This is a genomic window from Parasphingorhabdus sp. (assembly GCF_059726685.1).
This window is the reverse complement of the sequence record NZ_AP041068.1, coordinates 1,334,314-1,356,096: the sequence shown is the minus strand read 5'-3', so window position 1 is coordinate 1,356,096 and position 21,783 is coordinate 1,334,314. Positions and strand designations below refer to the sequence as shown.

Genomic DNA, 21,783 nt, shown 5'->3' with positions numbered 1-21,783 from the left:
TATATACGCTTCCCTGTCTAAATCTGGCCTGTTTAAATCGCAGTATCGCCGGTTTCGCCGGTGCGAATACGAACGGCATTTTCCAGCCCCATGACGAATATCTTTCCATCACCGATGGATTCAGTGCCCGCTGCGCTCTGGATGGCTTCGATCGCCTGCGCGGCTACGTCGCTGCCGCAAGCAATTTCCAGCTTCACTTTCGGAACCATATTGGTGGTATATTCAGCCCCGCGATAAACCTCGGTCTGTCCTTTTTGACGGCCAAAGCCCTTTACTTCAGACACAGTCATGCCCGCGACGCCGACTTCCGTCAGCGCATCCCGCACATCATCGAGTTTGAATGGCTTTATTATGGCAACGATAAATTTCATTATGCCCCCTTTTTTGTTACGGAAGTCATAATCGCAAAGCGCGTGCCAGAATCACAAACCACTGGATTCAAACAAAAAACTGATTCTCGAACTCTGAAGAAAGTGTAAATATTGTGCAGCGCAGCAGTGCTGCCTAAATTTTAGGCAGCACCTTTTTCTGTTCTCGCCAATATGTCGGGAATGATCGCTGCGGTCTCCCGGTGGCCGATTTCGATCAACTCTTCAGCCTTGGTGAAATTCTGCATGTCGATATGGCCGACAGGCGGGGATAGTGAAAAATCCGGCGGGTCGAGCGCCAGCGAATAGCGCCCCAGATTGCGCAGAGACAGACCGATAGAGGCCTTCACAATCGCAATGCTATTGGGATATTTGCCATCATCCCGGCTGATCCCCGCCATTTCCGCGCGGTTGATAAAGTCATCCTGCAGGTTGACGGACAGGCACAGGGCATCAGGCGCCATATCGCGCGCTGGAGACACGGGCACGGGCAGCGCCGCACCGCCATCGACAAGCAGACGGCCGTCATATTCCACCGGCTTGAAAATTCCCGGCAAAGACATGGAGGCACGGATGGCCGGGACCAGCTTACCGCTGTTCATGATGATGGTATCGCCAGTTCTAAGGTCCGCCGCGACGGCAGCCACGGGAATAGACAAGTCGGAAAAAGTAAGGCTGCCAAGCTGTTCTTCCAGCTCTTTCTCGATCATCCGCGCGCCCATGACCGCGCCGCGTTTGAAATGCGGGTCCATGAAACGGATCAATGTTCGCAAATTGGCCGTGCGCGCGGTCTCTTCGAGATAATCCAGTTTTCCGGCCGCAAAGCTGGCACCAGTGATCGCACCGATGGACGTGCCGGATATGGCCGCTATCTCCAAAGGTGAATCCTCAATCGCGCGCAGCACACCGATATGGGTCCAGCCCAAACCTGCGCCGCCGCCCAAGGCAAGGGACAGCTTCACAGCGAAACATCCTCTGCCAGCACCGCCTTGGCTTCATCCAGATCCTCTTTCAGCACCATCACGCGTGCAGGCAGTGCAATCCCCGCGCCTTCGACAATATTTACGCCGCTGTCAAAACAGACCGCCCCAATACCGGCCGCTTCCAACCGGCCGCGAATGATCTCCGCTTCGTAGCCATGCATATGGCGGGACAGTTCAACCAGGCTCATGAGCTAGCCATTCCCGCTCAGATAGCGGTCGGTCGCACGGGTTGGCAGGCCGTCAATGCTCTGCACGCGCCCTGCTGTCTTCTCCATCCATTTTTCCGGATCAGACTGGCGATGATATTTGACCAGAGTTTCACGCTCCGCCTTCAATTCCATCTGCGGCACGCCCCAGCCGCAGCTGGTTTGCACATTGTCCACGGTGATATCGAATATCTGCCGCGTCCCTGGCAATATCTCGAAATGAGCAGCAAGCTCTTCCCAACCATCATCCTGTGGCAGCACGGGTTTACCGGTGCCATAAAGCCGCATGATCAGCGCAGGATTGGCAAAATTGTTGAACATGATGGTAACCCGGCCATCAGCAATCAGATGCGCATGGGTTTCATTGCCGGATCCGGCAAGGTCGAGATAAGCAACGCGCTTTGGTCTGAGAACACGAAAGGCATCATAACCTTTGGGCGAGAGGTTGATCCGCGCATCAGGCGCTGCCGTAGCTACAAAGAATACCGGCTGCTTCGCGATAAAAGCGGTGTGATCATCATTCAGTGCATCAAAAAATTCAGCCATAATCTCTTCCTGTTCAGTTGAACTGTCGTCCTAGCGCCAACATCCATACCAAAGCTGCGACGCCGTGTATCACTATCACTGGCCATAACGACCGCGAAACAATGCGGATGTGAGACAGGGTAATACCAAAAATCACCATGGCAAAGCAAAACGAAGGCATCGCGAGCATATCATTCCATTTGGTCTGGTTGATTGTCGCGTAAACCGGGTAGAAGAAAGCAAACATCAAAGTGGACAGCCAAGCCCCCCAGCGCGGACTGAATTTTGCAAGTGCCGACAACAGAACTCCGCGGAACACCAATTCGGTGGGAATGGCGGAAATCAAAAACGCAATAAATACGGCACTGACAGCCTCTTGCCAGCGATCTACCGGATACCAATAGGCCCAACCGCCCAAAAATCCGATGAAGGCAATAATCGCCAGCGTGGGAACCGCCAGGCGCAGAGCGACCATCCACTGTTTCGCCTCAGGCCAGGTCTTGAGTGCGGTCCATGTTTCTTGAAATATTATCCGCACAAAGCCTGTCCTACCAACTGGAACCTTCATCAATCGCGACCTGTTCATCGGGACGCGTTTCCCGGCCCAGCACTTTGTTACGATGGGGGAAGCGACCAAATTTGACGATTACATCACGATGCGCTTTCGCAAATTTGATATTATTCTCAATCCCCAAAGCCGTAAACAGGCCCAGTGAGCGGGTCTGATCCTCAAGCTCCTCACTATGCATGAAAGGCATGTAGACAAACATCCTTTGGTCTTCGGTCAACTGATGATCCAATTCCCCATCAGCCGCCTTTTTGGCGATTTGCAGCGCCAGATGATCGGTAGCAAAGGCCTCTGCACTGTCCCGAAACATGTTTCGCGGAAACTGGTCGAACAATATTATCGCAGCAAGGGCTGCTTCTGGGGTTGCCAGAAAATCTGCCGCAACCCTGGTCTTTTGCTCTTCCCACAGCTCCGCAAAGCGTTCGGTTATTTGCTCATCAACCTGAGCGCCGGAGCCGAACCAGTCATCGGGGCCAAGCTCTTCAAACCAGAAATGAAGGATTTCTGATGACCAACTATTGGCCATCAGGCCGCCGTTCCCCCAACCGTCAAGCCATCAACCAGCAACGTTGGCTGTCCAACGCCAGCAGGCACAGATTGCCCCCCCTTGCCGCACACGCCGATGCCTTCGTCCAGCGCCATATCATTGCCGATACCGGTCACCTTGGTCAGCGCAGTCGGACCATCACCGATCAGCGTCGCCCCTTTTATCGGCGCGCCCAGTTTGCCATTTTCGATCTTGTAGGCTTCGGTGCAGGAGAAGACGAATTTGCCGGAGACGATATCCACCTGCCCGCCGCCGAAGCTCTTGGCGTAGATGCCGTTTTTCACGCGGCCCATAAGCTCGTCGGGATCATCCTTGCCGCCCCGCATAAACGTGTTGGTCATCCGCGGCATCGGCGCATGGGCATAGCTTTCACGGCGACCATTGCCGGTTGCGGGAACGCCCATGAGGCGCGCGTTTAGCCGGTCCTGCATGTAACATTTCAATATGCCATCCTCGATCAGGACATTTTCCTGCGTTGGCGTGCCTTCGTCATCAATGCTCAGCGATCCGCGCCGCTCATTGATCGAGCCATCGTCCACAACAGTGACGCCCGGTGCAGCCACCCGCTCACCGATCCGACCGGAAAAGGCGCTCGTACCCTTGCGGTTGAAATCGCCTTCCAGGCCATGCCCAATAGCTTCATGCAAGATGATGCCGGGCCAGCCCGGGCCAAGCAGAACCGTCTGTTCACCTGCAGGAGCATCAACGCTTTCAAGATTGATCAGCGCTTGGTTCAATGCCTCATCAACGGCGCGGTTCCAGCGCGCTTCCTCAAACAGCTGGTCATAGAGATAACGCCCACCCATGCCAAAGCTGCCGGTTTCGCGGCGGCCATTTTGTTCGGCGACAATAGAGACATTTAGCCGCACCAGCGGCCGCACATCGGTTGCCACAAAGCCATCGGGACGAACAATTTCGACCACGCTCCAGCTGCCGGACAGACCAACAGATACCTGCGCAACGCGCGGATCACGGGCGCGCGCCGCAGCGTCAATTTCTTGACACAAGGCTACTTTCTTCGCGAACGGAATGGCTTCCAGCGGATTCGCTTCGCCATAAAGATGCTGGTTGGAACCACGCGGCGGCGGGGCCGGAGCACCCTTGGCCGGGTCCAGCAATTGCAGGGTTTGAGCTGCGCGCTTGATCGCCGCTTCGCTAATCTCGTTACTATGGGAGAACCCGGTCATTTCGCCAGATACACCGCGCAGGCCAAAGCCGCTGTCGGTGCTATAGTCAGCGGTCTTCAGGCGGCCATCGTCAAAACCGAAACTCTCCACCGCGCTATATTGCAGGTAAAGTTCTCCGTCATCGCAGGCGGAAAGGCTGCCCGCGACAAGGGCCTTGGCCCTTTCAGGGTCCAATCCGTCCGGGCGATAGAGAAACGAGCGAGGGTCCAAATTTTTCATCATTTCCACTATATAGAAACGAAATCGGAGCTGCGCACCCCCTTAGGTCAGATTATTCGCCTGAAGCCGCTTCTGCAGAAACATCGGCCGGTCCGCCGATCAAGATGAACCGCCGATCGCAATAGCCGCAATCGACATAGCCTTTTTCATCTATTTCCAGCCAGACGCGGGGATGGCCCAGCGCCGCGCCACCGGGGATATCCGATGCGCCGTCACAGGCATTGCGTTTTTTGGACGTGCGGACAATTTCAGGTGCGTCGTTCATGTCGCGCGATTAGCAACAGTCACTCGCTGGCGCAATATATTACCGCAGTCTTTCGACCCGACTGTCTAGAGATAATCGACCGTCATCGTGAATGTACCGGTGTAGACGCCCGCTTCCTGATCAGCATCGACATTGAGACGCCCGCCAACAGTCAGCTGATATATACCAAGCGTACCTAAAAAACCGCGGACAAAGGTACCGAAATTCCGGTTTCCATTGCCAATTGCCATCTGGTCAATGTTCATATTGTCAGAGCCGTTGGTATGCGTCACCGTCATGGTGCCGGGAATGGACACCTCAACGATCTGGTTCGGCCCGCCATAAATAATGAAATTACCGCGTCCCGAAGGGCCTCCGGCAAGTGTAACACCGCCGTTGCTTGTGCGGTTGCCATTGCGCGTATCCATAAACACGGTACCGGCGGCAGGTGATGGAATGATCCTGCCAAATTCCAGGTCGGCAATATTGACAACGGAAAGCGGGCCAATTGTTACCGCTCTGGCATCGGCGTCAGCCGTTTGTGCAAGAGCCGCAGGCGCCATTGTTATCCCTGCAAGCAGGGTCAACATGCAGCCAATCAGCCGCGAAATAATCTGGTCTCTGGTCATCTTTTTACTCACTACCCACAAATTCTAAATATTTTCTATGCATCCCGACTGATCCCCATCAATCCGGCTGCCAACTGCTTCAATTACTGATAATCCACCGTCACGTTAAACGTCCCGCGATAGGTTCCCGCGACCTGATTGGGTCCCACCCTGATCTGGCCGCCGACAAGATAAGTCGCTTCTCCGCTCGCATCCAGAAACCGCCGCCGTCCATTGAACCGGAACCGGTTGATCCGCATGGTTTCCGTCCCGCCATCACGCACCAGAAAAATTCGATTCTGGCCGCGGGTAATACGAACCCGCAGCGATGGCGTGCCGGTTACAGTGAACGATGCGGCCTGATGTCCTCCACCAATAGCGATTGCATCACCGCTTCGTTGATTGAGATTGCCGTTTCTTGGATTAAGCCGGAAAAGACTATTACTTGTGCCCGGAATAAAATCACCAAAATCGAGGTCCGCGTTTTTGGTGATCGTTATCGCTGTATTGAGGGTGGCCATGGCTTCACCGCTGGCCGATTGCGCCTGCACGGGTCCAGCCAGCCCAATAAAAGGCAGGACGCACAGCATGATTGCCGCACGCGCAAGTCCGGACTTAAACGTCCGTTTCTGGTCCCTCATTTGTTCCACATTGCCCCAACTAGCGGCAACAGCACAAAAATCTGTTTAATATCATGCCTAATTTTTCGTTAAACGCTGTCACATTCTGTATCCTGTTTGATGCAAAGCCTTTGATTGTGGGGGGCAAGATGGTTATGCGGTTGCCATGACCGAAGCTGCTATATCCATCCAACATCTCTCCAAAACCTATGCTGGCGGTAAAAAAGCGCTGGATGACGTCACTTTTGACGTGAAACGGGGAGAAATTTTCGGGCTTTTGGGCCCGAACGGCGCGGGAAAATCCACGCTAATCAACATCTTGTCCGGTATGGTCAGCAAAAGCGGGGGCACCGCCAATATCTGGGGCTTTGATATTGATGCAGACCATCGCAATGCCAAGGCATCCATAGGTATTGTGCCTCAGGAGATCATGTTTGATCCCTTTTTCACACCGGCGGAATCGCTGGAGGTTGTAGCGGGGCTTTACGGAATCAAGAAATCCGAACGCCGAACGATGGAATTGCTGCGCGCCGTTCATCTGGAAGACAAGGCCAATGCCTATTCGCGCACATTATCCGGCGGCATGAAGCGCCGCCTGCTGGTGGCCAAGGCAATGGTCCATTCTCCGCCGATACTGGTTCTGGACGAGCCCACGGCCGGCGTGGATATCGAATTGCGTCAGCAGCTTTGGGAATATGTCGAGCAGCTCAATGCATCCGGCGTGACCATCGTTCTGACCACGCATTATCTGGAAGAGGCGGAAAATCTCTGTGACCGGATTGCGATTATCAATCATGGCAAGCTGATTGCGCTCAAGACAACTCCGGAGCTGGTAGACATGGCCCGGGAAAAGCTGGTTGAACTGACCCTGGACCGGGATATTTCCGAAGAATCCGATGCAGTTACCTTTGCCGATGATCAGTTTTTGAAAGCCGACATTATCGGTCCGCGCACGGTTGCCGTGACCTATAACAAGGACCGTACCAATGCCGGCGGCGTGATGCAGGCTGTGCAGAAACGTGGCTATCAGATCGTCGATGTCACGACGCGGGAAGCGGATCTGGAAGACGTGTTCCTGAACTTGACGCGCAAAGCCGCATGAGCAATTTTGATGTTATCATCGTCGGCTCTGGCGCGGCCGGACTGAGTGCTGCCATTACCCTGGCGCGGACGCACAAGGTTCTTGTGCTTGCCAAGGGCGATCTTGCAGGTGGCTCAACCGCCTGGGCACAGGGCGGCATTGCCGCTGTACTTGATGCCGGCGACACATTTGCAAATCATATCGATGACACGATGGTGGCAGGTGCCGGGCTGAACCGCCGCGAAACAGTTGAGTTTGTTGTTGAAAATGCCCCCGCCGCCATCGAACGGTTGGAAGAAATGGGGGTGCCGTTCAACAAGGAAGCGGAAGTTTTGCACCTCACCCGCGAAGGCGGCCATAGCCACCGCCGGATTGTCCATGTCGATGACGCTACCGGCTGGGCGGTGCAGGAAGCGCTACAGAAAACGGCCGCCGCCCATCCCAATATCACCATGCAGCCGCATATGGTGGCGATTGACCTGATTGCCGACCGGCATGCCGAGACATCGACCGGTGCGAAAAATGTCTGGGGCGTTTACGCGCTGAACAATGCAACCGGCCGCGTCGAAACGCTGACATCGCGTGCCACAATCATGGCGAGCGGCGGCGCTGGCCGAACTTATCTGTTCTCCACTGCTCCGCGCGGCGCAACCGGCGATGGTATTGCTATGGCCTGGCGCGCTGGTGCCCGGGTTTCCAATATGGAAATGATGCAATTCCACCCGACCTGCCTCTACAATCTCGAAGTCAAAAATTTCCTGATTACCGAGGCCGTGCGCGGCGAAGGCGGCCATTTGCTCAACCCGCGAACCGGCAAGCGTTTCATGGAGTTTTACGACAGCAAGCGAATGGAACTGGCACCCCGGGACATTGTTGCGCGCGCCAATGACGCGGAAATCAAGCAATTTGGCCTCGACTATGTCCATCTGGATATCAGCCACGAAACCCCGGAATTTGTGAAAGGCCATTTTCCGAACATCTATGATAAGCTGATCGGGTTAGGCATTGATATGACCACCGGACCGATCCCGGTCGTCCCTGCGCAGCACTATACCTGCGGCGGGATATTGATTGACCTCAACGGCCGCACTGATCTGCCCGGCCTTTATGCCGCCGGTGAAGCCAGTGAAAGCGGGCTCCATGGCGCCAATCGCCTCGCTTCCAACAGCTTGCTTGAATGTTTCGTCTTCGGCGACGCCGCCGCCCGCGATATCGCGGCGCATTGGAATGACATGCCCGAACCGCCAGCAATCCGTCCGTGGGATGAAAGCCGCGTTACGGACAGTGATGAAGAAGTTGTCATCAAGCAGACATGGACGGAAATCCGCCGCTTCATGTGGAATTATGTCGGCATCGTGCGCACCACCAAGCGTCTGGAGCGCGCCCAGCACCGCATCGACCTGCTGCGCGGCGAGGTTGAGGAATATTACGGCCATTTCCGGGTGACCCAGGATTTGATCGAGCTACGCAACCTGATTGAGGTGGCTGATCTGATCGTCAAATCGGCGCTCGCTCGCAAGGAAAGCCGAGGATTACATTATATTACCGACTATCCAGACCTGTTGCCAAAGGCTGAGGATACGGTTCTGGCTCCTTAAAACCCGCGACAGCACATGAAATAGCCCTGTGCTGTTTTTCATGCTAATCCCCTCCCCCATCGCACAAAGGGGGATGCATATCATGAACTGGGAACTAGTCTTTACCGTAAGCAATAATTGGGCCTTGCTCATGTGGCTGATCCTCGCCTTTGCGCCGCGTCAATATTTTGGCGGAGATATAGTGATGAAGGGCGTCTTCTATGGCGGGGTAAGCTTACTTGCACTGACTTACGCTCTTATCGTCATCCCGCTGATGACTGGCATGATAGAAGGTGGCAGCAGTGAAGGAAATTTCAGCAGTTTGGCCGGTGTGCAAGCCCTTTTGTCCAGTGATGGCGGCGCGACCATTGGCTGGATCCATTTTCTTGCTTTCGATCTGTTCGTCGGCACGTGGGTTGCCCGCAACGCGGATAAATACGGATTTGCCCGCTGGATTCAGGTTCCCATATTGTTTTTCGTATTGATGTTGGGGCCTTTGGGGCTAATCCTCTATCTTTTGCTGCGTTTCTCGCGTCATAATAGAGTTGCGGATGCCGTAGTACCTCAATAAGACACTGAAGTTGAAATAGCAGCATATGGTTCCAATCTTGATAGAGATAAGGAATTGAAAAGGGTAAGTAATGGCAGATCCGTATCAGGCATTGGGCGTGGCCAAGGGCGCAAGCGAGAAGGAGATTAAGAGCGCCTATCGCAAGCTTGCCAAAGAGCTGCATCCTGACCGCAACAAGGACAATCCCAAGGCAACGGAAAGGTTTTCCGACGTCACCAAGGCCTATGATCTGCTGCTGGACAAGGACAAGCGCGCGCAATTTGATCGCGGAGAGATTGATGCTGATGGCAATCCTGCGGGTTTTGGCTTCGGCGGCGGGCCCGGCGGCACCTATTCACGCGGCGCCGGGGGGCAGCAATTTGATTTCGGCAATGGCGGCGCGGATTTTGGTGACATATTTGAAGGGTTGTTTGGCGGCGGCGGACGCAGTTCCAGCCCGTTCGGCTCTCGCCAACGCAGTGCGCCACCACCCAAAGGGGCCAATGTTTCCTATCGATTGAAAGTCGAGTTCATTGCAGCCGCAACGCTTGAAAAACAGCGGATAACTCTGGAAGACGGCAAGACCATTGACCTCAGCCTGCCGAAAGGCGTTGAGGAAGGTACGCAAATGCGGCTTGGCGGCAAGGGGCGGCAAGGCCCCGGTGGCAATGGTGATGCCATTGTGACCATCCATATCAACAGCCACCCCTTTTACGAGCGTGATGGCGACAATGTGAAACTGGAGCTGCCGATCAGTCTGAAGGAAGCGGTTGAAGGGGCCAAAATCAAGGTGCCAACCGTAGATGGTCCGGTCATCCTTTCCATTCCCGCTGGCTCTGACTCTGGTAAGACGCTGCGTCTAAAGAATAAGGGCTTTCACAAGAAATCCGGTGGTCGCGGTGACCATCTGGTGACATTGATGATCACATTGCCGAAAGATGATTCAAAGCTGGCAGAGTTTGTGAAAGACTGGGAAAATGACGAAAACCCGCGCGCAGATATGGGTGTGTGATTTTGGCTGAACGGCGTCATGTCTGACCCTTCGCCTCTTTCCCCCGAAGCACGGCGAGAGGAGCCATCGCGGCCGGGGCGTAAAAGTGAGCGAGCGGCAAAAGCACTAGCAGAAGGCCATTTACTGCGCCGGGTTGTTTCCGTCATCGAGCGGACGGCGGTGGGGGTCTATACCGACGGCTTCACTTTCGCCGGGAATTTTGCCTATCTTGCGCTATTGGCCGTATTTTCCTTCTTCATCGTCGCAGCCGCCATTGCTGGCAGCATCGGCCAGACCGCCATCGGCATTGATTTTGTCGAAGCGTTTCTAAGGACCGTTCCGCCTTCGGTTGCCGACGCGTTGCACGATCCTATACAGGATGCGATGGGCGCGCGAACCGGGCCTTTATTGTGGTTCAGCGCCGCAGTTGGCCTGTGGACCACGGCAAGCCTGATCGAAACCATCCGCGAAATCCTGCACCGCGCTTATGGTGTAACGGCTCAGCGGGCTTTTTGGGAATATCGCTTGACTTCCATCGGTCTCATCATCCTGTCGGTGTTTTTCGCGATGCTTGCGCTCAGTGCGCAGTTTGTTGTGGCAGCGATCAGCGAGTTTCTTGGTGGATATTTCCCTGATCTCGCCGAAAGTACGACGTGGTTTTCGCTGTCCAGCGCCCTGCCCTTTTTGATCCTGTTTATCACGCTCTATCTGTTGTTCCGACTTCTCACGCCCCGCCAATATCGGCCGCGTGCCTATCCCAAATGGCCGGGCGCAGTGTTCATCAGCGGCTGGTGGCTGCTTATTACCGGCTTTTTGCCGCTCTTCCTGAAATATGCAGCCAACTACCAGCTCACCTATGGCAGCCTTGCCGGTGTTATGATCACGCTGATTTTCTTTTATCTCATTGGTCTGGGAATGGTGATCGGTTCCGAACTCAATGCCGCGCTGGCCGACCGACCGCAGCATGAAGAACCGGATTTATAATCGCCGGATGATGATTTTCTGGAATATCAGCGGCATGAGCGCTATTGAGAAGCAAATTTTACATTTGAAAAGGACTCGCAATGAATGAACTGATGAAGGGCAAACGCGGCCTGATCATGGGGCTGGCGAACAACAAGTCGCTGGCCTGGGGCATTGCAAAAAAGCTTTCTGAAGCAGGGGCCGAACTAGCGATAAGCTATCAGGGTGAAGTCATGGCCAAGCGTGTCAAACCGCTGGCCGAAGAACTGGGCTGCGATTTTCTGCTCGATTGCGATGTGTCGGATATGGACCAGCTCGACAAAACTTTCGCCGAACTGGCCGAAAAATGGCCTACGATTGACTTTGTGGTCCACGCTATCGGCTTCACCAATAAAGAAGCTCTGCGCGGCAAATATTTTGACGTGACCCTCGATGATTTTCTGATGACGATGAATATCAGCGTCTACAGCTTTACCGCCGTTGCCAAGCGTGCTGCCGCGATGATGAATCCCGGCGGCTCTATGCTCACATTATCCTACTACGGCGCGGAAAAGGTTATCCCGCACTATAACGTCATGGGCGTGGCCAAAGCGGCGCTGGAAACATCGGTGCAATATCTTGCCAATGATGTTGGCCCAGATGGTATCCGGGTGAATGCGATTTCTGCCGGACCGATCAAGACCCTTGCCGCATCCGGCATCGGGGATTTCCGTTATATCCTGAAATGGAATGAACTAAACTCCCCTATGCGCCGCAATGTGACGATTGATGATGTCGGATCTTCCGCGCTCTATTTCCTGTCCGATCTGTCCTCAGGAGTGACTGGCGAGACGCATCATGTCGATGCGGGCTATCACACCATCGGAATGAAACAGGAAGATGCGCCGGATATCGCGCTGGATTGATGCCTTTAAGAGCGGAGCAGCCTGGCGACGAGAAATCCATCTTTGCTGTAAACGCAGCCGCTTTTGCAACTGATGCTGAAGCACGGCTTGTCGAAATGCTGCGGGAAGATGGTGATCTATACTTCTCTCTGGTAGCCGAGGAGGATGGTGCGATAATCGGCCACATAGCCCTTAGTCCCATGGATACCGCAGCCGACGACCAGCCGATCAAGGCATTGGGCCTAGGGCCAGTTGCTGTCGCGCCCAATCGTCAGCATGAAGGTATAGGATCACAGCTTGTCCAAGCTGCCATCCGTTGGGCGCAATCGCAGGGCTGGCAGTTGATCATATTGCTTGGAAACCCCCGCTACTATTCACGCTTCGGCTTTTCTGTCGATGATGCAAAGCCATTTACCTCGCCTTTTGCCGGTCCGTATTTTCAAGCACTCTGGCTTGACGAGACGGCCCAAAAGCCGCAGTCAGGGCGAGCAGAATATGCGCCCGCCTTTGGTCGCCTGTAAAAACAAAAAAGTGGGCCAATAAATGAGGGTATATGAGTTTTAACAGTTTCGGCCGCGTATTTCGCTTTTCCACCTGGGGGGAAAGTCATGGGCCTGCGCTGGGCGCGGTCGTTGATGGCTGTCCTCCGGGACTGGAACTGAGCGAAGCGGACATCCAGCCGTTTCTGGATGCCCGGCGGCCCGGCCAATCCAAATATACCACGCAGCGGCAGGAACCCGATCAGGTGAGAATACTGTCCGGCGTATTCGAAGGCAAAACCACAGGCACGCCGATTTCGCTGATGATCGAGAATGTCGACCAGCGGTCCAAGGATTATAGCGAAGTCGCCAAAGCCTATCGCCCCGGCCATGCCGATTATGCATATGATGCCAAATATGGCTTTCGTGATTATCGCGGCGGAGGCCGGTCAAGCGCGCGCGAAACAGCGGCGCGTGTGGCCGCTGGCGCAGTCGCCCGTCTTGCCATTCCGGAAGTATCGGTTCGCGCATGGGTTGCCGAAATTGGCGGCGATGCAATTGATATGGCGAATTTTGACGCCAATGAAATTAGCAATAATCCGTTTTTCTGTCCCGATGCAAAGGCTGCCAAACGGTGGGAAGCCTTGGTCGATGGCGCACGCAAGGATGGCAGCAGCCTTGGCGCAATCATCGCTTGTGAGGCAACCGGCGTTCCTGCCGGATGGGGGGCACCGGTCTATGCAAAACTGGACAGCGAAATCGCCGCAGCGATGATGACCATAAACGCCACCAAAGGTGTGGAGATTGGCGACGGCTTTGCCGCTGCACGCCTACGCGGCGAAGATAATGCTGATGCGATGCGCCCTGGAAATAAAGGCCCACGGTTTGCATCCAACCATGCAGGCGGAACCGCTGGCGGGATCTCCACCGGACAGCCTGTTTTCTGTCGCGTCGCGTTCAAGCCAACCAGCTCTATCCTGACACCGGTCGAGACCATCACCCGCGATGGCGAAGCGACTGAAATCACAACAAAAGGCCGGCACGACCCCTGTGTCGGTATACGCGGCGTACCTGTTGTAGAAGCCATGATGGCCTTGGTGCTCGCAGATCAAAAAATGCTGCACAGAGCACAATGCGGATGAGCATAGAGTAGATGATCGACCTCGTCCTTCATGTCATAGATGACTATATTCAGGCGCATAAAGCGATAATCGGTCTTGTCATATTGGGGTTTCTGTTCGCCGGCTTTATCATGGAACGTTTTCCCGCGGCGGTGGTGGCCGTACTGGGAGCCTGCACCTTTCTCTTTCTGGGCATCATCGATTCAGACGGTCTATTCTCGGTCTTTTCGAACACCGCGCCGATCACTATTGCCGCCATGTTCATTCTCTCCGGCGCGCTGCTGAGAACGGGCACGATTGACGCGATCGCCGGTTTCATTATCGAACGCGCCAAAAAGCATCCCAAACTGGCGGTTGTCGAGATGTTCCTCGGTGCATTTGTCGCTTCTGCCTTCATGAATAATACGCCGGTTGTGCTGGTACTGATCCCCATTATCATTCGCCTGTCCCGCGCCACCGGCATATCCTCCAAAAAGCTGCTTATCCCTTTGAGCTTCATTTGCATATTGGGTGGCACCACTACTCTGATCGGCACATCTACCAATCTGATTGTTGATGCTGTTGCCCGTGACACCGGAATGGATGGCTTCGGCATTTTTGAAATTACGCCTTATGGCCTGGTTGCCGCCGTTGCCGGTACCATCATGATGGTTTTGTTCAGCAGCTGGCTGCTTCCAAAAGGTGAAGCAAGCGGGGAATTTTCGAGCAGCGATGAGAGTGATTTTCTCACCGAATTGACTGTCCGCAATCGATCAACAGCGATCGGCAAAATGCTCTCGGAAGTTCCGATTATTCGCCGGACCAGTGTGAATGTTTCCGCAGTGAAACGGCTAAGCAGCTATATCCGCCATGATCTCGACCATCATGAATTGCGCGCTGGTGATCGCATCGTCGTCCGGCTTGATCTCGCTGAACTGATATCGCTGCGATCCTCAGAAGACTTTAAAATCGGCATTGTACGGTCTGGCGATGTTGGGCCACTGGGTGAGGAACTGGTGGAAGCAACAGTTGCCCCAGGTCACCCCAGTATCGGCAACCGCCTGTTCGACATTCCGTTTCTTGGGCAGCTGAACGTCCGCATATTGGGCATGACCCGCTACCGTAATTTGCCGCGATCGGACCTTACCAATGCCCGCATCCATGCCGCTGATCGTTTGCTCGTCACCGGATCGAGCAAGGATATTCAACGGATGTATGAAAACCCCAACCTCTTTGGTGTGGGTCAGACCAAAATCCGTGCTTTTCGCCGGGATCGGGCTCCGATTGCGATTGGCGCTTTGGTCGCTGTGGTTGCCCTCGCCGCGCTTAACATCATTCCTCTCGCGGTAGCTGCCATATTGGCCGTGGGCGCGATCCTGCTGGCGCGCTGTATTGATGCAGAGGAAGCCTGGGGGTCGATTGATGGCAATGTCCTGGTACTGATTTTCGGGATGCTGGCGGTCGGCCTTGGCCTGCAACAGGCTGGCAGCGTCGATTTAATCGTCAATCAGCTTACGCCTTGGCTGCGCGATCTACCGCCATGGGCGTTGGTCTTTGCGATCTATGTATTGTCAGTATTCATGACAGAAATTGTCACGAACAATGCCGTTGCGATTATCATCACACCGATAGTGATAGCGCTCGGTCAGGATCTGGGCGTGGACCCAAGACCGCTGGTAATCGCAGTGATGTTCGCTGCCTCCGCCAGCTTCGCAACGCCAATTGGTTATCAAACCAACACTTTGGTCTATGCAGCAGGCAACTACCGGTTCACAGACTTCTTCAAGGCCGGCATCCCGCTCACCTTTGGGGTCGGGCTGGCCACTTGTCTGGCGATCAGTTTCACGATGTGACAACTTGCCGCTAATCGCTTGCCGTAGCCGGGTTGCGACGATAGGTTGATGCAAAATATCAATAGGGGTGGTGACATGCTGTCATTCTGGTTCAAAATACCGCTTTGGCAGCGGGTTATCGCAGCTCTGGTTCTTGGTGTTATCACCGGTTTGATCTGGGGGCCGGAATCAGAAACCATTAAATGGATCGGCGATTTTTTCATCAAGGCGATCAAGATGCTGGTCGTTCCCTTGATCTTCTTCTCGCTTGTTGCAGGTGTCGCCGCGCTTGGCGACCTCAGAAAACTGGGCAGTGTTGGCGGCCGCGCCATGTTATTATTCATCATAACCGGCCAGATTGCGGCATGGCTTGGTCTGGCATTGGGCACGTTTTTTGCGCCCGGCAAAGGTGTCGACACCACAGCCATCCAGAAAGGTGAAACGCCTGCTCCCAATGAAACCACCGCTGTTGATATGATCCTCTCGATCGTTCCCGACAGTCCAGTACAGGTCATGGCCGATGTGCGGGTTTTGCCGTTGATCGTATTCGCGCTGCTAATCGGTATCGGCATTTTAATGGCCAAGGAAGACGGGAAACCGCTTGCCAAGATTTTCGACAGTGGCGCCATCGTCATGCAAAAGGTCACAATGATCGTCATGGAACTGACGCCCTTTGGCGTCTTTGCCCTGATGGCATGGGTCGCCGGTACATTGGGTCCCGATGCTCTTATCTCGCTGGCGCAGCTTGTCGGCCTCAACTATCTCGGCTGCTTGCTGATCATTGGTGTCATGTATTCTGCAATGATCAAATTTGTTGCCAAGCTGCCGGTGATCGATTTCTTCCGCGGTATTATTGACGCAATTGCGGTCAGCTATTCGACGGCCTCGTCCAACGCGACCCTGCCGGTGACCTTGCGCTGCGTGGAACGCAATCTGGGTGTCAGCAACTCAGTGGCCAGTTTTGTCGTTTCGCTGGGCGCGACGATCAACATGAACGGCACCGCCATGTATCTGGGGTTGGCGACCTTGTTCGGCGCACAGATTTTCGGCGTGGACCTCAGCTTCGGCGACTATGTGCTCATCGCCATCACCTCTACACTCGGCGCAATCGGTGCAGCAGGCATTCCTGGTGCCGGCCTGATCATGATGGCGCTCGTGTTCGGTAGTGTCGGCGTTCCGCTTGAAACCATCGCTTTTGTTGCTGGTGTTGACCGGATCATGGACATGATGCGCACGACAACCAATGTATCAGGCGATGCAGCCATCGCGACAACGGTGGCCGTGATGACCGGCGAGATCGATGTCGAGGAAATGATTTCTGCGGACGATGTCTAAGGTCGCAAAGGCGATCCAAATGGAAAACTGATCTCAGACCGGCATCATAACATCGCCATATCAACAGGCTGATCCAGCAAAACACGCCCGGCGAGCTCGAACACGGCGGGCGCCGTGGCAATATGCTGGGTGGCCACATGAGCATCGCGGAAGCGGCGTTGAAGACTGCTAGTGGAATAGACTGCACCGCCGCCGCCCAATGTGTAGGCGACTTTGCAGACCTCGGCTGATGTCTCCGTCGCATGAGCACAGGCCAACCGCAAATTGGCCCGGGCTTCCGCCGAAATATCCCCATTTCCCTGCGCTTCTTTCCAGGATTTTCCGACGGCATCTTCCAGAAAACTGAACGCGCCGCCCAACTGTGCCGCAGCGCGGGCAATATCAGCCTGAACGGTAGCCCGCTGTGCCATGCTGCGACCACCGCCTGGTGTTTTCTTGTTAGTCGCCAGCAACCGTATTTCTTCCAACGCCGCCCGGGCATTGCCCAGAGCAACAGAGGAAACACCCAATGCCAATAAACCAAACAGGGGAAATTTGTAGAGTGCACCGCTATCGCGAGGACGATCCGCTATAAAGGACACGGAGCGGTCCTTTGGTACCTTGATATTCTCCACGCTGAAATCACCGGAGCCAGTCCCTTTCATGCCGGCGACATGCCAGCTGTCGATAAAGGTCACTTCGCTCACCGGAAAGAACAGCATGCGATGATAAGGCGCGCCATTATCGAATTTCTGCAGATCGCCATCTTTGGTGATCATTGCGCCGCCGCCAAGCCAGCTGCAATTGGCCGAACCCGATCCCCATTGCCACTGACCGGAAAGCAGATAATGATCACCCATATCTTCTGCTTTACCCATCGGAGCAAAAACACCGCCGGTAATCACATCATCCGGCCCAAAAATATCCCTGGCCGGTGTTTGGTCCAGATAAGCTGCGCCGAGAGTCGAGGTAACCGCAATCATCGCGCACCAGCCCGCGCTGGCGTCGGCTTCCGCAATCGTTTCGATCAACTGCATGAATTCCAGCGGCGGCAATTGCAATCCGCCCAGTGATGACGGCTTGGAGAGGTTAAACGCACCAGCAGCAGCCATTTTCTGTGCCAGATCAGCCGGAAGGCGGCGGGCTTCTTCGGTTTCCGCCGCCCGATCCGCGATTTCCGGCAGAAGCGATAACAATGCCGCGCCGGTGTCGCCGCCAATTCCGCTGATATCATATTGTAAACCGGCCATCTGAGAATCTCCAAAAAACTAGCGTGACCATAAGAGTTACTATTTGTCCATCCAGTAAAAACATTTACTGGTAGTGGAATGCGCTTACTCGCTTTTTTGGGGTTTATCCTTTTTCTGGCCGGATGCGGCAGCCGGGACAATGCGGATATCATGCCTGGACAAGATCAAATTGTCCGGTTGTCCGATTCAGAGATAAAAGGCCTCGATCCACAGAAAATCTCTGACCTGTCATCGCTGCGCGTAGCATCCGATCAGTTTGAAGGGCTGACACGGCTAAACGCCGCTGGTGATGCAGAACCGGGACTGGCGGAAAGCTGGACTGTTTCAGAGGACGGATTGCGGTGGAGCTTCCAGCTCCGCGGTGGCCTGCGATTTTCTGATGGCACTGTCTTTAATGCGGCCCTTTTCCCCCGGATATGGGGTCGCCTGCAGGCTTCCGAGACTGCCTCGCCCACGAAAGCCCTGTTTGAAAATATCACAGCCGTTGCAGCGGATGGCGATTCCACGGTTATAGTGACACTGCGCGCACCCGCCCCTTCTCTGCCGGTTCTGTTGGCTCATCCGGCGATAGCGGCCTTGCCACTGCACCTGGTCGAACAGAAAGGTGACAAGTGGACCAGCGAGCGCCCCATGGTCACCAGCGGTCCCTATCAACTCGCGACCTGGAAATTGAACGATCATGCGCGCATGATACGCAATCCTGAATGGCATGACGAGCCGGCACCCACGCCAAGCATCATATGGAAACCGATGGATGACAGCCTGTCCGCTATGCGGCTCATCCTGGCAGGCGGTGCCGATATCGCTGCCGATTATCCGGCGAGCCGACATCAATGGCTGAACGAAAACCATCCCGGTCTGGCGCGCAGCATACCCTATCTCGGCAACTACTATTTTGCATTTAACAACCGCAAGGCACCCTTTAATGACAGCCGTGTTCGAACTGCCCTGTCGATGGCAGTGGAAAGAGCATGGATCGCCGACAAAGTGATAGGCATTGGCAATGTACCGGCGTGGAATCTGTTGCCAGCTGATCTGACCGGAAGCGTCAGTGCAAAGCCCGTGTGGGCCGAGTGGCCTCGCGAAAGGCGCCTCGCCACTGCGCGAACACTACTAGAGGCAGCGGGTTACAATTCTACCAATCCGTTGAAATTTGAAGTCCGGTTCAACAGTTCCGCCGAACATCGCCGTGTATCCGTGGCGCTGGCCGCGATGTGGAAACCCCTGAATGTGCAAGCCAGCCTCTTCAACAGCGAAGCGGCACTTCATTTCGCTGCGCTCAGAAGCCACGATTTTACGCTGGCACGGTCTGGCTGGATTGCTGATTTGCCAATTGCCGAAAATTTCCTGACAGTACATCAAGCCGCCAACGGTTCCGGCAATTATTCGGGATATGATAACCCGGCTTATGATGCGATTGTAGCGCGCGCGATCAGAACGGCCAATCCGGACGAGAGAAATGCACTTATGCGCAGAGCGGACGAAATATTGATCAATGATATGCCGATATTACCGCTCTATTTTTACGTGACCCGCTCTCTTGTCAGCGAACGGATTGAGGGATGGCAGGATAACATTTCCAATGTGCATCCCAGCCGGACTCTGCGTATAAGAAAAAAATGAGTCATAATCGGTACTCTTGGTTCAAAGTCTTTGCCGCTCTCCTCGCGGGATCGCTCGCTCTTGCATCCTGCAGCGTCGCGGGAGATGAAGACCGCGCGCGGGTTACGGTTATCGAGGACGGTGAACCCGTCATCAAACCCGTCGGGATCAGACTGAATTATGCATCTGCAACCGCGCGTGCGGCTATCGCAAGAGGCTTGGTCACTTTTGATGAACAGGGCCGGGTTGTGCCGGCTCTCGCTGCCCGCTGGATAGTGACGGATGACGGCCTCAGTTACATTTTTCGCCTCAACGAAGCGAAATGGGATGATGGCCGTCAGGTTACCTCCGAACGGATAGCGACGCTGCTCCGCGAACGTGTCACCGAACTCCAGCCGAGTAGATTGGGCAAAGATCTCCAGGTCATAGACGAGATTATCTCTATGACCGGCCGCGTAATAGAGATTAGGCTCAACGCTCCCAGCCCGAACTTTCTTCAGCTTATGGCGCAACCGGAAATGGGTTTGTTTCGCTCGGGCCATGGCGCCGGGCCGATGAGTGAGCTGGACAGTAATCGTGCGTACACATTGGGGATATTCAACCAGGTCGCGTCAGATGAAAACGGGGAGGAAGGAAATGAGGAAACGCAGGAAAACGAGCCCTCTGACGACCCACGGCGAGTTACGCTGCGCAGCGAAAGTGCCGCAAAGGCCCTAGCCCGCTATACTGCAGGCTACACGGATCTGGTCCTGAACGGGCAATTTCATCATCTACCACTGGTGGATGAAGCAGGTGTCAGCAGCAATGACATGCGGCTTAATCCCGTTGCCGGCCTGTTCGGCCTCAAATTTCTGAGGATGAACGGATTTTGGTCGTTGCCCGACAACCGGGAAGTACTCTCCATGGCCATTGATCGCCCCGCTCTGTTGACATCTTTCCCTAAGGTGACCGCTTGGCAAAGCCGTCAAAAGATCATTCCGGATGCATTAAATGCCACCGGCATCAACGCACGGCCGGAATGGGCGGATATGTCCATGCAAGACCGACAGGCATTCGTGCGCGAGCATGTACGGCGATGGGAGGCGCTGGAAGGGCCTGTTCTTCCCTTGGCCATCGCCATCCCCGATGCTGCGGGCGCGGACATATTATTCCTGCGCATTCAGTCAGATTTGCGACGCGTCGGCCTAGATGCCCGCAAGGTTGCTCTGGGCGAAGATGCTGATGTCGGCTTGATCGATGAAATTGCTCCCTATGACAGTGCGCACTGGTTTCTATCCCGTCTGACATGTGCCGAAACGCCGGTTTGCTTGAACGACGCCGATGCAAAAATTGCCGAGGCCAATGCAGCGACTAATCTGGAGATCAAGGCCAGGCTCTACGCCGAAGCCGAAGTCCTTCTCGTCCAGCATTACAACTTCGTTCCTCTGGCCGTACCGGTTCGCTGGTCGATCAGTCGGCCCGGCCAGCGCGGCTTTGCGGTCAACCCCCGTGGCTGGCATCCATTGAATCCGCTGGTTGGTATTCCTATATCTTAAACATGAACACCAGTAAGATAGCGGGAGGGCGCATGGCGATTTCGGAAGAACAGTTGAAACGCTTGGCCGAACAATTGCCCGATGTCAGCCGTGATCCGCAGGCCGTTCGTAACCGCGTCGAAGCCATGGAAAAGGTGCTTGAAAGGGCTTTTATCGTTCCGGGCATAAATAAGCCTATCGGCCTTGATTCGCTCGTCGGTCTGATCCCGATAGTCGGCGATATCGTTACCGCCGTGATGGGCGCTTACATCGTCTGGGAAGCCCGTAATCTGGGCATGTCCAAATGGCAGTTGACGCGCATGGCGACCAATGTCGGGATAGATACTGCGCTGGGCGCTATTCCGTTAGCAGGTGACGTTTTCGACTTTCTCTGGCGCTCCAACACCCGAAATTTACGGATAGTGCGCAAACATCTCGACAAACATCATCCGGGCACGCGCACTCTGGAGGGTTAAACGCAAAATTTGCGCGGCGAAGTTTACAATGTGCACAATGTCCTTTGAGCTATTTTTGCGAGGCAATTTAACTGCAAAGTTCACATAATTCTCAC

24 protein-coding genes are annotated in these 21,783 nt (G+C 54.8%); 13 read left to right on the top strand and 11 right to left on the bottom strand.

The window, feature by feature from the left end; genetic code table 11:
* Positions 1 to 32: 32 nt before the first annotated feature.
* The 10 genes from AC6I9Z_RS06760 to AC6I9Z_RS06715 form a co-directional block, all read right to left on the bottom strand.
* A complete protein-coding gene (locus AC6I9Z_RS06760) occupies positions 33 to 371 on the bottom strand; it encodes a P-II family nitrogen regulator (RefSeq protein WP_109355376.1) in 339 nt (112 codons plus the stop codon).
* Positions 372 to 511: 140 nt separating this feature from the next.
* Positions 512 to 1,330 (bottom strand): patatin-like phospholipase family protein, encoded by an 819-nt coding sequence (locus AC6I9Z_RS06755; RefSeq protein ID WP_461454562.1) that lies wholly within the window; start codon positions 1,328 to 1,330, stop codon positions 512 to 514.
* Positions 1,327 to 1,539 carry a putative signal transducing protein gene (locus AC6I9Z_RS06750; RefSeq protein ID WP_108810891.1) on the bottom strand — a complete coding sequence of 71 codons (213 nt, stop codon included), beginning with the start codon at positions 1,537 to 1,539 and terminating at the stop codon, positions 1,327 to 1,329. Before AC6I9Z_RS06750 ends, AC6I9Z_RS06755 begins: the two co-directional genes overlap by 4 nt.
* A 3-nt stretch (positions 1,540 to 1,542) precedes the next feature.
* A complete protein-coding gene (locus AC6I9Z_RS06745) occupies positions 1,543 to 2,103 on the bottom strand; it encodes a pyridoxamine 5'-phosphate oxidase family protein (RefSeq protein ID WP_461454560.1) in 561 nt (186 codons plus the stop codon).
* A 13-nt stretch (positions 2,104 to 2,116) separates the two neighbouring features.
* The gene (locus tag AC6I9Z_RS06740) at positions 2,117 to 2,620 is read right to left on the bottom strand and encodes a CPBP family glutamic-type intramembrane protease (protein ID WP_461454558.1); all 504 of its coding nucleotides are present in this window, start codon (positions 2,618 to 2,620) and stop codon (positions 2,117 to 2,119) included.
* 10 nt (positions 2,621 to 2,630) lie between these two features.
* Entirely contained in the window at positions 2,631 to 3,176 is a 546-nt protein-coding gene (locus AC6I9Z_RS06735; protein WP_461454556.1) for a DUF924 family protein, read from the bottom strand.
* Complete coding sequence (gene tldD / locus AC6I9Z_RS06730) at positions 3,176 to 4,606, bottom strand: metalloprotease TldD (RefSeq protein WP_461454554.1); 1,431 nt, start codon at positions 4,604 to 4,606, stop codon at positions 3,176 to 3,178. The genes AC6I9Z_RS06735 and tldD overlap by 1 nt, the downstream gene beginning before the upstream one ends.
* A 49-nt stretch (positions 4,607 to 4,655) precedes the next feature.
* A complete protein-coding gene (locus AC6I9Z_RS06725) occupies positions 4,656 to 4,868 on the bottom strand; it encodes a zinc-finger domain-containing protein (RefSeq protein ID WP_461454552.1) in 213 nt (70 codons plus the stop codon).
* A gap of 65 nt (positions 4,869 to 4,933) precedes the next feature.
* Positions 4,934 to 5,476 carry a DUF4402 domain-containing protein gene (locus tag AC6I9Z_RS06720; RefSeq protein WP_461454550.1) on the bottom strand — a complete coding sequence of 181 codons (543 nt, stop codon included), beginning with the start codon at positions 5,474 to 5,476 and terminating at the stop codon, positions 4,934 to 4,936.
* A gap of 83 nt (positions 5,477 to 5,559) precedes the next feature.
* Positions 5,560 to 6,096, bottom strand: coding sequence for a DUF4402 domain-containing protein (locus AC6I9Z_RS06715; RefSeq protein ID WP_461454548.1), 537 nt, complete (start codon positions 6,094 to 6,096; stop codon positions 5,560 to 5,562).
* A 145-nt stretch (positions 6,097 to 6,241) separates the two neighbouring features.
* Between AC6I9Z_RS06715 and AC6I9Z_RS06710 the strand changes: the two genes are divergently transcribed.
* The 10 genes from AC6I9Z_RS06710 (at position 6,242) to AC6I9Z_RS06665 (ending at position 16,867) form a co-directional block, all read left to right on the top strand.
* A complete protein-coding gene (locus AC6I9Z_RS06710) occupies positions 6,242 to 7,177 on the top strand; it encodes an ABC transporter ATP-binding protein (protein ID WP_461454546.1) in 936 nt (311 codons plus the stop codon).
* Entirely contained in the window at positions 7,174 to 8,754 is a 1,581-nt protein-coding gene (gene nadB / locus AC6I9Z_RS06705; RefSeq protein WP_461454544.1) for an L-aspartate oxidase, read from the top strand. Before AC6I9Z_RS06710 ends, nadB begins: the two co-directional genes overlap by 4 nt.
* A gap of 82 nt (positions 8,755 to 8,836) precedes the next feature.
* Complete coding sequence (locus AC6I9Z_RS06700) at positions 8,837 to 9,304, top strand: ABA4-like family protein (protein ID WP_461454542.1); 468 nt, start codon at positions 8,837 to 8,839, stop codon at positions 9,302 to 9,304.
* Positions 9,305 to 9,374: 70 nt separating this feature from the next.
* Positions 9,375 to 10,295, top strand: coding sequence for a DnaJ C-terminal domain-containing protein (locus AC6I9Z_RS06695; RefSeq protein ID WP_461454540.1), 921 nt, complete (start codon positions 9,375 to 9,377; stop codon positions 10,293 to 10,295).
* An 18-nt stretch (positions 10,296 to 10,313) separates the two neighbouring features.
* A complete protein-coding gene (locus AC6I9Z_RS06690; RefSeq protein ID WP_461454538.1) occupies positions 10,314 to 11,258 on the top strand; it encodes a YihY/virulence factor BrkB family protein in 945 nt (314 codons plus the stop codon).
* Positions 11,259 to 11,338: 80 nt separating this feature from the next.
* Positions 11,339 to 12,142, top strand: coding sequence for an enoyl-ACP reductase FabI (gene fabI, locus AC6I9Z_RS06685; protein WP_461454536.1), 804 nt, complete (start codon positions 11,339 to 11,341; stop codon positions 12,140 to 12,142).
* Positions 12,142 to 12,642 carry a GNAT family N-acetyltransferase gene (locus AC6I9Z_RS06680; protein WP_461454534.1) on the top strand — a complete coding sequence of 167 codons (501 nt, stop codon included), beginning with the start codon at positions 12,142 to 12,144 and terminating at the stop codon, positions 12,640 to 12,642. Before fabI ends, AC6I9Z_RS06680 begins: the two co-directional genes overlap by 1 nt.
* 32 nt (positions 12,643 to 12,674) lie before the next feature.
* Positions 12,675 to 13,742 carry a chorismate synthase gene (gene aroC, locus AC6I9Z_RS06675; protein WP_461454532.1) on the top strand — a complete coding sequence of 356 codons (1,068 nt, stop codon included), beginning with the start codon at positions 12,675 to 12,677 and terminating at the stop codon, positions 13,740 to 13,742.
* An 11-nt stretch (positions 13,743 to 13,753) separates the two neighbouring features.
* Positions 13,754 to 15,553 carry an SLC13 family permease gene (locus AC6I9Z_RS06670; protein ID WP_461454530.1) on the top strand — a complete coding sequence of 600 codons (1,800 nt, stop codon included), beginning with the start codon at positions 13,754 to 13,756 and terminating at the stop codon, positions 15,551 to 15,553.
* A gap of 75 nt (positions 15,554 to 15,628) precedes the next feature.
* Positions 15,629 to 16,867 carry a dicarboxylate/amino acid:cation symporter gene (locus AC6I9Z_RS06665; RefSeq protein ID WP_461456867.1) on the top strand — a complete coding sequence of 413 codons (1,239 nt, stop codon included), beginning with the start codon at positions 15,629 to 15,631 and terminating at the stop codon, positions 16,865 to 16,867.
* 44 nt (positions 16,868 to 16,911) lie between these two features.
* Here AC6I9Z_RS06665 and AC6I9Z_RS06660 read toward each other — a convergent pair whose 3' ends face one another.
* On the bottom strand, positions 16,912 to 18,096 hold the full coding sequence (locus tag AC6I9Z_RS06660) for an acyl-CoA dehydrogenase family protein (RefSeq protein ID WP_461454528.1): 1,185 nt from the start codon (positions 18,094 to 18,096) through the stop codon (positions 16,912 to 16,914).
* Between the two features lie 150 nt (positions 18,097 to 18,246).
* On the opposite strand from AC6I9Z_RS06660, the gene AC6I9Z_RS06655 reads away from it, so the two are divergent.
* The 3 genes from AC6I9Z_RS06655 to AC6I9Z_RS06645 are packed head-to-tail and all read left to right on the top strand — an operon-like array spanning position 18,247 to position 21,688.
* The gene (locus AC6I9Z_RS06655; RefSeq protein ID WP_461454526.1) at positions 18,247 to 19,719 is read left to right on the top strand and encodes a peptide ABC transporter substrate-binding protein; all 1,473 of its coding nucleotides are present in this window, start codon (positions 18,247 to 18,249) and stop codon (positions 19,717 to 19,719) included.
* Positions 19,716 to 21,233 (top strand): ABC transporter substrate-binding protein, encoded by a 1,518-nt coding sequence (locus tag AC6I9Z_RS06650; protein WP_461454524.1) that lies wholly within the window; start codon positions 19,716 to 19,718, stop codon positions 21,231 to 21,233. The genes AC6I9Z_RS06655 and AC6I9Z_RS06650 overlap by 4 nt, the downstream gene beginning before the upstream one ends.
* A gap of 32 nt (positions 21,234 to 21,265) precedes the next feature.
* Positions 21,266 to 21,688, top strand: a complete 423-nt coding sequence (locus tag AC6I9Z_RS06645) for a DUF4112 domain-containing protein (RefSeq protein WP_461454522.1) — start codon at positions 21,266 to 21,268, stop codon at positions 21,686 to 21,688.
* Positions 21,689 to 21,783 lie beyond the last annotated feature (95 nt).

Excerpts from the sequence above, each read along its gene's own strand:
- tldD (WP_461454554.1), bottom strand. The coding sequence starts at position 4,606 with ATGATGAAAAATTTGGACCCTCGCTCGTTTCTCTATCGCCCGGACGGA.
- AC6I9Z_RS06655 (WP_461454526.1), top strand. The coding sequence starts at position 18,247 with ATGCCTGGACAAGATCAAATTGTCCGGTTGTCCGATTCAGAGATAAAA.
- AC6I9Z_RS06695 (WP_461454540.1), top strand. The coding sequence starts at position 9,375 with ATGGCAGATCCGTATCAGGCATTGGGCGTGGCCAAGGGCGCAAGCGAG.
- AC6I9Z_RS06720 (WP_461454550.1), bottom strand. The coding sequence starts at position 5,476 with ATGACCAGAGACCAGATTATTTCGCGGCTGATTGGCTGCATGTTGACC.
- AC6I9Z_RS06750 (WP_108810891.1), bottom strand. The coding sequence starts at position 1,539 with ATGAGCCTGGTTGAACTGTCCCGCCATATGCATGGCTACGAAGCGGAG.
- nadB (WP_461454544.1), top strand. The coding sequence starts at position 7,174 with ATGAGCAATTTTGATGTTATCATCGTCGGCTCTGGCGCGGCCGGACTG.
- AC6I9Z_RS06745 (WP_461454560.1), bottom strand. The coding sequence starts at position 2,103 with ATGGCTGAATTTTTTGATGCACTGAATGATGATCACACCGCTTTTATC.
- AC6I9Z_RS06725 (WP_461454552.1), bottom strand. The coding sequence starts at position 4,868 with ATGAACGACGCACCTGAAATTGTCCGCACGTCCAAAAAACGCAATGCC.
- AC6I9Z_RS06690 (WP_461454538.1), top strand. The coding sequence starts at position 10,314 with ATGTCTGACCCTTCGCCTCTTTCCCCCGAAGCACGGCGAGAGGAGCCA.
- AC6I9Z_RS06645 (WP_461454522.1), top strand. The coding sequence starts at position 21,266 with ATGGCGATTTCGGAAGAACAGTTGAAACGCTTGGCCGAACAATTGCCC.
- AC6I9Z_RS06680 (WP_461454534.1), top strand. The coding sequence starts at position 12,142 with ATGCCTTTAAGAGCGGAGCAGCCTGGCGACGAGAAATCCATCTTTGCT.
- AC6I9Z_RS06760 (WP_109355376.1), bottom strand. The coding sequence starts at position 371 with ATGAAATTTATCGTTGCCATAATAAAGCCATTCAAACTCGATGATGTG.
- fabI (WP_461454536.1), top strand. The coding sequence starts at position 11,339 with ATGAATGAACTGATGAAGGGCAAACGCGGCCTGATCATGGGGCTGGCG.
- AC6I9Z_RS06670 (WP_461454530.1), top strand. The coding sequence starts at position 13,754 with ATGATCGACCTCGTCCTTCATGTCATAGATGACTATATTCAGGCGCAT.
- AC6I9Z_RS06710 (WP_461454546.1), top strand. The coding sequence starts at position 6,242 with ATGACCGAAGCTGCTATATCCATCCAACATCTCTCCAAAACCTATGCT.
- AC6I9Z_RS06650 (WP_461454524.1), top strand. The coding sequence starts at position 19,716 with ATGAGTCATAATCGGTACTCTTGGTTCAAAGTCTTTGCCGCTCTCCTC.
- AC6I9Z_RS06660 (WP_461454528.1), bottom strand. The coding sequence starts at position 18,096 with ATGGCCGGTTTACAATATGATATCAGCGGAATTGGCGGCGACACCGGC.
- AC6I9Z_RS06735 (WP_461454556.1), bottom strand. The coding sequence starts at position 3,176 with ATGGCCAATAGTTGGTCATCAGAAATCCTTCATTTCTGGTTTGAAGAG.
- AC6I9Z_RS06715 (WP_461454548.1), bottom strand. The coding sequence starts at position 6,096 with ATGAGGGACCAGAAACGGACGTTTAAGTCCGGACTTGCGCGTGCGGCA.
- AC6I9Z_RS06665 (WP_461456867.1), top strand. The coding sequence starts at position 15,629 with ATGCTGTCATTCTGGTTCAAAATACCGCTTTGGCAGCGGGTTATCGCA.
- aroC (WP_461454532.1), top strand. The coding sequence starts at position 12,675 with ATGAGTTTTAACAGTTTCGGCCGCGTATTTCGCTTTTCCACCTGGGGG.
- AC6I9Z_RS06700 (WP_461454542.1), top strand. The coding sequence starts at position 8,837 with ATGAACTGGGAACTAGTCTTTACCGTAAGCAATAATTGGGCCTTGCTC.